General features: G+C 62.2%; 11 protein-coding genes. 6 read left to right on the top strand and 5 right to left on the bottom strand.

Annotated features, from left to right (window positions below):
- The first annotated feature begins 244 nt into the window (after positions 1-244).
- The 6 genes from AC1D2O_RS30120 to AC1D2O_RS30095 all read left to right on the top strand — a co-directional run bounded on the left by AC1D2O_RS30120 (position 245) and on the right by AC1D2O_RS30095 (position 5996).
- Positions 245-1261 (top strand): ABC transporter substrate-binding protein, encoded by a 1017-nt coding sequence (locus AC1D2O_RS30120; RefSeq protein ID WP_478158390.1) that lies wholly within the window; start codon positions 245-247, stop codon positions 1259-1261.
- 8 nt (positions 1262-1269) lie between these two features.
- Positions 1270-2070 carry an ABC transporter permease gene (locus AC1D2O_RS30115; protein ID WP_478158389.1) on the top strand — a complete coding sequence of 267 codons (801 nt, stop codon included), beginning with the start codon at positions 1270-1272 and terminating at the stop codon, positions 2068-2070.
- 1 nt (position 2071) lies between these two features.
- On the top strand, positions 2072-2842 hold the full coding sequence (locus AC1D2O_RS30110; protein ID WP_478158388.1) for an ABC transporter ATP-binding protein: 771 nt from the start codon (positions 2072-2074) through the stop codon (positions 2840-2842).
- A complete protein-coding gene (locus AC1D2O_RS30105) occupies positions 2839-4263 on the top strand; it encodes an amidase (protein WP_478158387.1) in 1425 nt (474 codons plus the stop codon). The genes AC1D2O_RS30110 and AC1D2O_RS30105 overlap by 4 nt, the downstream gene beginning before the upstream one ends.
- Complete coding sequence (locus tag AC1D2O_RS30100; protein ID WP_477650635.1) at positions 4260-4991, top strand: GntR family transcriptional regulator; 732 nt, start codon at positions 4260-4262, stop codon at positions 4989-4991. Before AC1D2O_RS30105 ends, AC1D2O_RS30100 begins: the two co-directional genes overlap by 4 nt.
- A gap of 345 nt (positions 4992-5336) precedes the next feature.
- Positions 5337-5996: an IS6 family transposase gene (locus tag AC1D2O_RS30095; RefSeq protein ID WP_477650637.1), complete on the top strand. Its 660-nt coding sequence runs from the start codon at positions 5337-5339 to the stop codon at positions 5994-5996.
- Positions 5997-6286: 290 nt separating this feature from the next.
- Here AC1D2O_RS30095 and AC1D2O_RS30090 read toward each other — a convergent pair whose 3' ends face one another.
- The 5 genes from AC1D2O_RS30090 to AC1D2O_RS30070 form a co-directional block, all read right to left on the bottom strand.
- Positions 6287-6469, bottom strand: a complete 183-nt coding sequence (locus AC1D2O_RS30090) for a hypothetical protein (RefSeq protein WP_478158386.1) — start codon at positions 6467-6469, stop codon at positions 6287-6289.
- Positions 6470-6974: 505 nt separating this feature from the next.
- A complete protein-coding gene (locus tag AC1D2O_RS30085; protein WP_478158385.1) occupies positions 6975-8783 on the bottom strand; it encodes a serine hydrolase domain-containing protein in 1809 nt (602 codons plus the stop codon).
- 31 nt (positions 8784-8814) lie between these two features.
- A complete protein-coding gene (locus AC1D2O_RS30080; RefSeq protein ID WP_478093452.1) occupies positions 8815-8982 on the bottom strand; it encodes a hypothetical protein in 168 nt (55 codons plus the stop codon).
- A 286-nt stretch (positions 8983-9268) separates the two neighbouring features.
- Positions 9269-10585, bottom strand: a complete 1317-nt coding sequence (locus AC1D2O_RS30075) for an NAD(P)/FAD-dependent oxidoreductase (protein ID WP_478093454.1) — start codon at positions 10583-10585, stop codon at positions 9269-9271.
- Between the two features lie 4 nt (positions 10586-10589).
- Entirely contained in the window at positions 10590-11855 is a 1266-nt protein-coding gene (locus AC1D2O_RS30070) for a Glu/Leu/Phe/Val family dehydrogenase (RefSeq protein WP_478093457.1), read from the bottom strand.
- Positions 11856-11870 lie beyond the last annotated feature (15 nt).

Genomic DNA, 11870 nt, shown 5'->3' with positions numbered 1-11870 from the left:
GTGCGGTTGGCCGGGTTTCCGAAAGTCTTGCAAGCCGCCGAAGTTGTCCCGCGTTCGCGTGGGCTCGCCTCGGTGGCCAGGGAACTCATTGATGAGGACAGACGCGTGGCGCGTTCAAGCGCGGTCACAAGAGCGTCGCGCCGAAGAGCGCAGTCATCACGGTCCCACCGCTCGAAGCGTGCGAGGCGACGCTGAGCACTGCCTCTTGCGAGGCACTCACTGCAATGATGAATAAGGAGACAAGATGAGCATTTCCAGACGAATCTTCGGGACGTTGTCACTTGCGGCCGCACTGGTCTGCGCACAGCTTCCCATGCAAGCGATGGCCCAGCAGAAGGTGACGCTGACGCTGAACTGGACACCCTATGGGCTGCACATGGGACCGGCGGTAGCACGCGAGCGGGGGCTGTACAAGGCCGCAGGGCTCGACGTGGAGATCCTGCGAGGCTACGGTTCCGGCGAATCGGTCAAACGTTCCGCCATGGGCACGACCACGTTTGCATTGGCCGACGCCGCATCCGTCGCATTGGGCAGAGACAAGGGCCTGGCGGTCCGCCAGTTGGCCACTATCATGGACCGCTCATCGGATGCCATGTATTTCCGCAAAGGCGCAGGTATCAAGACGCCCAAGGACTTGGAAGGCAGGACCATCGGCATTGCTGCCGGAGAGTCCCACCTCGCACTCTTTCCTGCCTTTGCCAAGAGCGCAAACATCGACGTCTCGAAGATCAAATGGGTGACCTTCAATCCACCGGCGAAGCTGCCCAGCCTCATGGGAGGCTCAGTGGACGCGGTGATGACCTTTGCAACGGAGGAGCCCACCTTAGATGCAGCCGCAGAAAAGGCCAAGAACGGGTGGGACAAGTTTGCTTTCAGCGACTATGGCATAGATAACTATTCGATTGGAATCATCGCAAGCGACGAACTCATCAAGAAGGATCCGGAGCTCGTTCGCAAGTTTGTCAGCGCCACCATGGCCGGCTATGCATTGGCCGTCGACGATCCTTCCGCCGCGGCGAACGACTTTGTCAAATCCTTTCCCGAGACATCGCGCGACCTCGTCCTCGCCCAATGGCGCATCGTCGCCAAACACCTGCTCACGGATACCGCAAAGGAGAAGGGCTACGGCTACATCCGGGAGGACAGGATGGCCGCGACGCTGGAGTACGTCAGGAACTTCAGCAAACTGGAGAACCCCATCAAGGGTACGGACCTGTTTTCGATGGACTACCTGACGCCGACTCTGCCGAGCAAGAAGTAGGACGCCAGATGCGACTCCAAAAAAACCATCCTCTCGTTGCCAAGACACTGAAGTTCGTGCTTTCGATGGTCACGATGCTGCTCATATGGGAGGTCGCGTGTAAGGTGTTTGCCATTCCGGCGTTCGCTTTGCCCGGACCCTCCGACATCTGGGAGGCATTCATGAAACGTCGTGAGCTCTTTGCTGCGCATTCGTGGACCACCCTCTACGAAACGCTCGGCGGCTTCGCGCTCGCGGTGATTCTGGGAATTCTGATTGCCGCGATCATTGTGGTCATGCCGTCCCTGCACGACATCATCATGCCGGTGCTGCTGATCTCGCAGCTCGTGCCGAAGGTGGCGATCGCTCCCATCCTCTTGATATGGTTCGGCTACGGTCCGTTTCCCAAGATTCTGATCGCGTTCCTCATTGCGTTCTTCCCTATCGTCATCAACACCGCAGCCGGCCTGGCGGCCGTGGAGAAGTCAGTGCTTGACTTGGCGTACTCACTGCGTGCTTCCCGCTGGCAGATCTTCTGGATGTTTCGCGCGCCCAATGCGATGCCAGAACTCTTCAGCGGCATGAAGGTGGCAATCACACTGGCGATCATCGGCGCCATCGTGGGTGAGTTTGTCGGCGGGAGCAATGGGTTGGGCTATCTCATCATCGTCGCCAACTCCGAGCTCAATACACCCCTGGCGTTTGCCGCGCTATCCATCCTGTCGCTGGGAGGGATCGTCTTGTACATGATGGTCGAAGGAGCTGAACGAGTCCTGATTCCGTGGAACAGGCCCTCGGATACGCACCGTCGCCTGGCAGGTGGAGGTTGAGATGAACAACGCAATCGCTATCGAATATCAAGACGTCAGCAAACGCTTCGAGACAGATGATGGACCTGTCTACGCGGTGAACAACGTGTCGTTCCAGGTCCTCAATGGGGAGTTCGTCTCGATTCTGGGACCTAGCGGCTGTGGAAAGACCACCTTGCTGAAGATTCTTGCCGGCCTCGAGCTGCCCACCCAGGGCACCGTCAAGGTGAACGGCAGGACGGTAAATGGTCCGCACCAAGGCACGGGCATCGTGTTCCAGGCACCCGCCTTGTTGAAGTGGCGCAACTCATTGGACAACGTGCTCGTTCCGGCGCAGATCCTAAGGCAAGGCGCCGCGCAAAGCCGCGAGCGCGCATTGAAGTTGCTCGACCTGGTCGGCCTGCGCGAGTTTGCGGGGAAGCTGCCTCATGAGCTCTCAGGCGGTATGCAACAGCGCGTGGCCATCGCCCGCGCTCTGGTTCACGATCCGGCGATTCTGCTGATGGACGAACCGTTCAGTGCGCTGGACACAATGACGCGAGGACAACTCAACGTCGAGCTGCTGCGCATATGGAGCGAGAGCCGCAAGACGAGCATGCTGATCACGCACAGCATCCCCGAGGCAGTATTCCTGTCGGACCGAGTGATCGTGATGACAGCGCGCCCGGCCAAGGTCAGCGAGATCGTCACCATCGACCTGCCGCGCCCACGGGTTCCGGCCATGCGGACGTCTCCTGAGTTCACGAAGATTGTTGACCACATCGGACGCATATTCGGCCTGGAGTACATGTGATCGACAGCCCCAACTCCTGCGATGACCTCGCCTTTGCGGGCGCCACCGAACTGGCGTCCCTGTACGCGGCACGCAAGGCATCACCGGTCGATGTGGCGCGCGCCGTCCTCGCCCGGATTGAGCAGTGGAACCCCATCGTCAATGCGTATTGCCAACTCGCGCCGGAGCGGACGCTTGCCGAAGCGCGGGCGTCCGAGGTCCGCTGGATGAGAGGCGAGGCGCTCGGACCGGCCGACGGCATTCCCTTTGGTGTCAAGGACATGCTGCTCGTCGCAGGCTGTCCCACTGGCTTTGGCTCGCTGGCTGGGCAGCAGGTGCTGCCCAGCCAGCACGACGCGCCGGCAGTGGCGCGACTACGTGAAGCTGGCGCCGTGTTCGTCGGCAAGACCAACACCTCCGAGTATGGTTGGAAGGGAACTGGCGACAGCCCCCTGCACGGCATTTCGCGCAACGTCTGGGATGCCGAACTCACCAGTGGCGGAAGCAGTGGCGGCGCGGCCAGCGCTGCCGCCGCGGGCCTGGGGACCTTCCAGCTGGGCACAGACGGTGGCGGCTCGACGCGTATCCCGGCCGCCTTCACCGGCATTGCCGGGATGAAGGCCACCTTCGGGCGCGTCGCCGCTTGGCCAGCCGGGCCAATGTTCACGTTGTCCAACGTCGGCCCGATGGCTCGGACGACGCAGGACCTCGCCATCATGTACGACATCATCGGCCAGCCCGACAGTCGGGACTGGAATTGCGTGCCCGCAAGTGCTGCCCGTCGCCCCGACGCCACCAGCCTGAAGGGGCTGCGCGTTGGCGTCTACACAGGCAACGGAATTTGTGACGCGGGCGTCGAAGCGATCTTCCTTGAGGCTGTTCGCACCCTGGCTCACCATGGGGTACAGATCGAGCCGACCGAACTGCCACTCGACGATGCACTGTTCCTTCAGAGAGCGCATTGGGAAGCGGGTGCCGCCTGGCTGGTCTCGCAGGTTCCCCTAGAGCGGCAATCGCTGCTTGACCCTGGCTTGCGTTCAGCCGCAGCCAAGGGAGAAACCCAGCAGCTGTCGGACTACTATCGAGCCATGGTGCTTCGCCAAAGGTTTGGCGAGGCCATGCAAGCTCACTTGTCCAGGTTCGATGCCGTCCTGACACCCACAATACCCATATTCCCGTTTGCAGCGGGTCGGGAAGCACCTGCCGATGCACGGAGCCAGGACTGGCTCGACTGGAACCCGTTCACCTATCCCTTCAACCTTACCCGTCAACCCGCCATCTCGATCTCAGCCGGTTTCCACGTCAACGGCCTGCCCGTTGGGCTACAACTCGTATCCTGCTTGTACGAAGACAGCCGGCTCATGAGTATCGCCCGGTTGGTAGAGAGAGCGTTAGGTAACAATCCGCGTCGACCGTCCCTTCCCCTTCGCAATATCGCATGAACAAGAAAAGCAGCACCCGGCCAGTCGCTTCGGCAAAGCGCCCGGCAGCCCCCAAGCGAACTCAATCGCTCAGTGACCAGATTTACGACCGACTAAAGGGCGACATCGTCGTCTGCAAGTTTCGGCCCGGCGAGGAGATCACCGAGATCGGGATAGCGGAAACCTACAAGGTGGGGCGCGCTCCGGTGCGCGCGGCGCTGTCGCGCCTTTGCCAGGACCGGTTGCTGGTCGCGGTACGCCGGCGCGGGCACGTGGTGGCGCCCATCACGGCCCAGTCCATTCAGGATGTGTTCCGCCTGCGTCTGATTCTCGAGCCTGCGGCGGCCCGCGCCGCAGTAGGCCGTGTGGATGTCGAGCTTCTACGCAGTTTTGTGGCCAACCCTGGTCCGCTCACCGACAGAAAGCATGCACTGACGTTCTTGCACGAGAACCAGGACTTTCACCTTGCCATCATTCGTGCTTGCGGCAATGAACGGCTTGAACGGATTCTTTACGAGCTGTACGACGAGATGAGCCGCATGCTGCATCTCGGCCTGTATGCCGAGCGCGACTCGAATGCGATGCGCGTCGACCACGACGAACAAGAGAAGCAGCACAACGCCATCATTGACGCGTTCGCAACCCAGGATGCTGACGCTGTCGAGGCCGCGATCCGCTCGCACATCGAGTCCAGCCAGTCGCTGGCCATCAAGGCGATTCTGAGCGGACGCCTGCCCTTCACGCTTTGAGTCGACGCCAACAGCGTCAGCGACGCGAGATGAACGCACGAAGCAGCCTCGAGAGAGTGCTTGCTGGCCGTCAGCAGCGCGTGTTCGACGTCCCGGAGTGCTCCCGCGCTGCGGTCGTAGGTTTGCATTAGTTGTGGAATCTTTATGCAAAGGGCTGCCCTTCGAAGGCAGCAAAGCCGGGCAGCGGCCAGATGCCGCACTGCCACGGGGCCTCGAGGCGCTTTGATGTGGCAAGCCCTGACGCGTTTTGCGGTTCTGTCGCGCTAAGCCGAGGTTGGTAAGCTGAGGCGGAACTGTTGACTGGACGAAAACGTGATCGAGGCTTTGCGCAAGGTGATCAAGCGGATGCATTACCCACTGGAGGTGATGCTGGTGTGCGTGCGATGGTACGCGGCCTATCCGCTGAGCCTGCGGCACATTGAAGAGATGATGGCCGAGCGCGGCGTATCTGTCGATCACGCCACGGTCCATCGCTGGGCGATCAAGATACTGCCCATACTGGCGTCGGTGTTCCGGCGACGCAAACGCCGCGTGGGCACGAGTTGGCGAATGGACGAAACCTATATCAAGGTCGCCGGCCAGTGGAAGTATCTGTACCGCGCCGTGGATCGAGACGGCGACACCGTTGACTTTCTGCTGCGCGCCAAGAGAGACCGCGCTGCCGCACGTCGTTTCCTGGAGCAGGCCATCGGACTGCATGGCGTGCCCGAGAAGATCACCATCGACAAGAGCGGCGCCAACACGGCTGCCATCCAGAGCGTCAACGATGACGCCGGGGTGGCCATCGAACTGCGGCAGAGCAAATACCTCAATAACGTCGTGGAGCAGGACCATCGCGCRATCAAACGTGTCGTGCGTCCCATGCTGGGGTTCAAGTCCTTTCGCTGCGCACGTATCCTGATTGCCGGCATTGAGTTGATGCACATGATCAAGAAGGGCCAACTCCACCGCGCCCAAAGCCAAGCCTCGCCCGCGGCATCGCAGTTTTATTCGCTGGCTTTCTGAGCGACACCGAGAAACCACGCTCGCTCAGGCCGGCGCTGCCATTGCGACAGAGCCCGCGAGCACAGCTCGAGCTTCGCAGCCGCTACAGCCGGCCCTCGGATGTTCAGATGTAGATGGTGGACTGAACACCTATGATCGCCGCCTTTGGGATTGCCGCGACGACTTTGCTGCAATGGTCGCTGAGCTTAGAGCGCACGGACTACAGGCTCGAAACGCCGGTTCGTGATCGACGCCACCAGCGCCTCCATCAACCGATCGACTCGCTCGTCAGCGGCCTCGACCGTGTGCCATTACTCGGTAGACGCCGTCTGGGTGGCGCCGGCGTCGAGGTTCAGCGTCGACAGCCAACGGTAGTAGGCAATGCTCCACGAGGTCTTGCCGGGGTAGCGGATGTCGTGGCGCAGCAAGAAGCCCTTGAGTTGGTGTCGGGCCTGGACGCGGCTGTTGACGGCGTCTTCGCGCGCCCGCGCCAAGTCGCGGATCGCTCCGTCGCCAGGCTCGGGTATCCACACCGCACTGAACTGTCCGACGCGGGAGCACTCGGCCAATTGAATGCAGTCACGTCAATCGGCTTGACTCGGCCGCCCGGACGCCGCGGGATCTGCGAAGGGGCAATGATCTCGCAGAGGTAGCCCCTTTCCTTCAAGGCGCGTTGCAGCCCGAGGCCGGTCGATCCAGCCTCATACACGATGTGCAACTGCTCGGCGGATCCGATCTTGGTCAACACTTTCAGAAGCTTGTTCAGATCGTGCGTCACCTTGCCAATCAAAGGTGCCGGTGCTCGACCCAACTCGGCCGCGCCAACACTGATGCTGTCCTTATGGACATCCAGGCCCACGTGAAACTTGGTACGCTCTTTCATGGTCGGTCTCCTTGTGTTGCTGACGACGAAAGTCACAGCGTGTAGCTCTACACGCCTCGGCGTTCAATCTACAATGTTGGAGCCGGCCGCCTACCATGGGACGGCGACCGTCATGTCTATTTGCAGATGCTCCGGATCTTATTCAGTTCGATCACTGCGTTTTTGAACCCATACTCGTGATTGTCACTTACGTAGTAATACACCATATTGTTTGGAAGAAGGACAAGGCCGATGCCGCCGAATCCGGACATAAAGGGAATCCACTTCGCATTTGGGCAGACAGCCGCGTCTGAATCCGGGCTGCCCGCGTCCCAAGCCCAGAAGCCGTGCAGATACTTGTAACTGGCGGCGCCGGCGGTCAGACCGTGGTTGCTGGTTCTTTGCATGGCTTCGTCGTAGAGGGTGCTGTCGAGCATCTGGACACCGGCGATGGACGCGTTGTTCTTGTTCAGGAATTCACCGATCTTGACCATGTCGTCATGGTGAAAGGTGAGGCCATAGCCGGTAAAGGGATGGGCGACGCTGTCGATGACACGGGCGGAGGTCCAAGTGGTTGGGCTCATTTTCAGCGGCTTCCACAGCTCGGTCACCAGCATATCGCGGTAGTAGTCCTTGGTATCGCCTTCCCAATGTTTATAGATCATGTTGAGAGCGGAGCCGAGCAGAAAGGTGTCGGAGGTGTGATAGACCCAGGTTGTTCCAGGCGTGGACATCCTGGAATAGCTGCAGGCATGAGTGGCTTTCTGGCTGTACGTATTGACGCTGAAGAAATTGCTGTATGCGTTTGCGGAGCGTTCGTCCACCTCATAGCCGGTACTCGCATAGTTGCCCGTCGCCATGTCCAGCGTATTCAGTAGTGTTACTTCCCTCCATTGGTTGCCGGAGCACGGCCCTACCGTCGCTTGTATGGTCATCGCGCTCTGAACACCTTCATACTTCTTCTCAATCCGCATCAGGCCAATGGCCCCAGCCACCGATTTGGCCAGCGAGTAGGAGGGCAGGTCGATGACATCGCAAAACGGATAGGTTCCATAGCGTGTTTCGCAGCCGCCGACGTAGTTGATGCCGTCAGTGGCAACTCCCCAGAGGCTCCTGGCAGAAAGGGATTGTTCGCTGCCGATATTTGCTGGCACGATTCCAGAGGCGGGGAAATCAGTGGCTAACTGATCGATTGGCCTGGTCGGCATGCGTGCGGCGACTTCGGTCTGGTAGGCGGTGATTGTTTCGGCGGCGTTGTCGATGGTTTGTGGCGTGTAGCTAGCCGCCGCAAGGCCCCACATATTGAATTTGAAGTACTGGCACGTCTCGCCAGCGATCTGGTAGGCAACTTTGCTGACGCTACCGTCAGACTTGAAGAGAAAGCTCATCACCCCGTTATGGGTGCAGTTCGCGCCTTTCTCCTGCAGGGAAAAAGGCATAGCTGCGCGGGCGTAGCCTTGATCGTTCGTTTCCTTCCAAACCCGACCCGGTTCTAGGATGTAGGACCAATTTGGATGGGTGGTGCTGATCAAGCCGCGCGCGACGGGGACGATGTGCGTTCCGGTCTGAACGAACTGAAAAGAAAAGGCGGGTAGATGGCCCGGATCCTGGTAAAAAACGGCACGCGAGGTGCCCTGTTCACTGAAGCTACCAGTGGTGCCGAGGTTATTTAGCGTCAGTGTGCCCTCGAAAGTTTGGTCGGGGTTGGCTGCGTTCGTTGGAACGGCAAAGGCGCCATAGTCGACCAAGCTGGTGGCGCTACCCATCAAGGTGGCGTAGCTGAGATTGGCGGCGGTGCGGGCGACCGCGCCGGTACCTGACAAAGGCGCATAAAGCGGCGCATAAGTTTCGATGTTATCAACCTGTCCTCCTGTTCCGCGGGCACTCAGCGCCCCAGCCAGGCATGCGGCGGCGCACAGCGTTTTTAGAAGTTGAAGGCTTGTCATTATTTGTTTCCGATTTTGATTTTTGGATTACCTAAAGATGGCTCAATAGTCGCCCCTGCAATTCGCCTGTAACCTTCATGAATGTCATGCCGTCGGCTCCGATGTTGTTGGTCTCCAGAGCGAACTTGCCGGTCAGGCTCTCGGCCACCTGCTTGCCGCCGCATACGCCGAACACCGACGGCGTGTTGAGGCTGGACATTCACGTCTGGGTTGACGGTCTTGGTGCATGGTCGACAGCGATCCTGGGGCTGCCGCCACGGCAGTCCCCTGCAGAGAAGAAGGACGAGAGAGATCAGTGCCGGCCGAGCGGCCGGCAGGCTCAGCGCGCTGGCAGGGTCAGCGGCTCAGTGATGTCATTTGTCTCTTCTTCGTTGCCAAACACATTGCGCCGATTCCAGTGTCGGCACCTCAACGGCCAAGTGGCGATCACACCCTGCATCGGTCGCCTGTGTGCGTAGCCCATTGGGGTGCCATGCCCCAACGGCTCAATGGAGCTTCACGCGCGGGCGGGTGCGGCGCGTGAAGAAGTGCCCGAGCATGTTGAGCACGACCCGTGCCGCGCCATGCAGCACGTGCTGGTGCATCTGGTAGAGCGACAGGTACATCACCCACGCGAAGTACCCGTCCAGCCACAGCGTGCCCCCCTTCAGGCTGCTCATCAGGTTGCCCACCGTGCTGTAGCGCCCCAGCGAGACCAACGAGCCGAAGTCGCGATAGTGCCAAGGCTTGAGCGGCCGGCCGCGCAGCCGGCGCGCCAGGGCATCGGCCACATGCGTGGCCTGCTGGTGCGCGGCTTGCGCGCGCGGCGGCACGGTGGCCGGCTCGCGGCCCAGCCATGGGCAGGCGGCACAGTCGCCAATGGCGAACACGTGCTCGTCCTGCGTGGTCTGCAGCGTCGGCAGCACCTTCAGCTGGTTCAATGCATTGGTTTCCAATCCCAGCCCCGCCAGGAATGCCGGCGCGCGGATGCCCGCGGCCCACACCACCAGCTCGGCATCGATGCGCCGGCCGTCGGCCAGCTGCACGCCCTGCCCGTCCACCGCGGCGACGCGGGCGCCGGTGTGCACGGTCACGTGCTGGGCCTGCAACTGCCGCAGGGCACCGGCCGACAGCCGCTCGGGCAGCGCCGGCAGCACACGCGGGCCGGCCTCGATGAGGTGGATGCCGATGTGCCGCGCATGGTCGAGCCGGTCGAGGCCGTAGCTGATCAGCTCGCGCGTGGTGCGCTGCAGCTCGGCGGCCAGTTCCACGCCGGTGGCACCGGCGCCGATGATGGCCACCTTCAACTGCCATGGCGCCAGCGGCGAGCGCTGCGCATGGGCGCGGATGCACGCGTTGACCAGCCGACGGTGAAAGCGCTCGGCATCGGCCGGTGTCTCCAGCGCCACCGCGTGTTCGCGCACGCCGGGCGTTCCGAAGTCGTTGGTCTGGCTGCCGACCGCGATGACCAGCGTGTCGTACAGGAACTCGCGCGCCGGTGTCACCGGCCGGCCGTGCTCATCGAGATGCGGCGCCACCTGCACGAGGCGGCGGTCGCGGTCCAGCCCGCTCATCTCGCCGATGCGGTCGGTGAAGCCATGCCAGTGCGCCTGCGCCATGTAGCTCAGTTCGTGCAGACCGAGGTTCATGCTGCCGGCGGCAATCTCGTGGAGATGGGGCTTCCAGAAGTGGGTGCGGTTGCGGTCGATGAGCGTGACGTGGGCACAGCCGCGGCGGCCCAGGCGATTGCCCAGCCGCGTCGCCAGCTCCAGGCCACCGGCGCCCCCCCCAACCACAACGATGCGATGCACGGGGCTGGCCATCGCGTCAGGGGTACAGGCCGCGTTCCTGCCGCGCCGTCAGGATGCGCGAGCAGGCCACAACGAAGGCCGCCGTGCGCAGCCCGATGCAGTGCGTGTCAGCCGTGTGCCAGATGTGCCGGAAGGCATCGAGGATGATCTTGTCCATTCGCTGGTTGATCTCCTCCTCGGTCCAGAAGAAATTGGAAAAGTCTTGCACCCATTCGAAGTACGACACCGTGACGCCGCCGGCATTGCAGATCACGTCGGGCACCACGGTGATGCCGCGCTCGGCCAAGATGTCATCGGCCCGCGGCACGGTTGGCCCGTTGGCGCCCTCGAGCACCAGCCGCGCGGCCAAGCGCCCGGCCCGCTCCGCGGTCAATTGACCTTCCAGCGCGGCCGGAATCAGCACCTCTGTGGGTACGTCCCAGAAGGCATCGTCGCCCAGCACCTCGGCGCCCGCAAAAGCATGCACGCCGCCATGCTGTGCCACGTGGGCCTGTAGCGCCGCCACGTCCAGGCCGCCGGACTGGTATACGGTGCCGGTGTGGTCCTGCGCTGCGACGATGCGCGCGCCGGCCTGCGCGAACAGTTCAGCCGCCACGCCGCCGACGTTGCCGAAGCCCTGCACCGCGACGCGCGCGCCGGCCAGCTCGATGCCCAACCGCTGCATCGCCTCGCGGCCGGTGACGAACACGCCTCGGCCGGTGGCCTTGACGCGGCCCAGCGAGCCGCCCAGGTGCAGCGGCTTGCCAGTGACCACGCCGGTGGCGGTGGCGCCGGTGTTCATCGAGTAGGTGTCCATCATCCACGCCATCACCTGTGCGTTGGTGTTGACGTCGGGCGCCGGGATGTCCTGCTGCGGCCCGATAATGATGCCGATCTCGCTGGTGTAGCGCCGCGTGATGCGCTCCAGCTCCTTGATGGACAACCCCTTCGGGTCGACGCGGATGCCGCCCTTGGCGCCGCCGTACGGCAGGTTCACGGCCGCGTTCTTCACCGTCATCCAGGCCGACAGCGCCATCACCTCTTCCAGCGTCACATCGGGGTGGTAGCGCACGCCGCCCTTGCCGGGCCCGCGCGACAGGTTGTGCTGCACGCGGTAGCCCTCGAAGTGGGCCACCGCGCCGTTGTCCAGCTCGACCGGGATGTCGACGATCAGCGCGCGCTTGGGGCGCTTGAGCGTCTCGGCCCAGCGCGCCAGCGGGCCGAGGTACGGCACGACGCGGTCGACCTGCGTGAGGTAAGTGCCCCAGGGGCTGACGGCCGTGGGCTGGACATAGGACAGCATGCCTTTGACGTCGTT

This window comes from Variovorax sp. P1_G12 (genome assembly GCF_056405555.1).
The sequence above is the reverse complement of the archived record's forward strand: the minus strand, read 5'-3'. Positions and strand labels throughout refer to the sequence as shown.

Bases quoted from the DNA above. Each gene is read 5' to 3' on its own strand.
- AC1D2O_RS30120 (WP_478158390.1), top strand. From the start codon at position 245: ATGAGCATTTCCAGACGAATCTTCGGGACGTTGTCACTTGCGGCCGCA.
- AC1D2O_RS30110 (WP_478158388.1), top strand. From the start codon at position 2,072: ATGAACAACGCAATCGCTATCGAATATCAAGACGTCAGCAAACGCTTC.
- AC1D2O_RS30085 (WP_478158385.1), bottom strand. From the start codon at position 8,783: ATGACAAGCCTTCAACTTCTAAAAACGCTGTGCGCCGCCGCATGCCTG.
- AC1D2O_RS30115 (WP_478158389.1), top strand. From the start codon at position 1,270: ATGCGACTCCAAAAAAACCATCCTCTCGTTGCCAAGACACTGAAGTTC.
- AC1D2O_RS30080 (WP_478093452.1), bottom strand. From the start codon at position 8,982: ATGTCCAGCCTCAACACGCCGTCGGTGTTCGGCGTATGCGGCGGCAAG.
- AC1D2O_RS30070 (WP_478093457.1), bottom strand. From the start codon at position 11,855: ATGCTGTCCTATGTCCAGCCCACGGCCGTCAGCCCCTGGGGCACTTAC.
- AC1D2O_RS30075 (WP_478093454.1), bottom strand. From the start codon at position 10,585: ATGGCCAGCCCCGTGCATCGCATCGTTGTGGTTGGGGGGGGCGCCGGT.
- AC1D2O_RS30100 (WP_477650635.1), top strand. From the start codon at position 4,260: ATGAACAAGAAAAGCAGCACCCGGCCAGTCGCTTCGGCAAAGCGCCCG.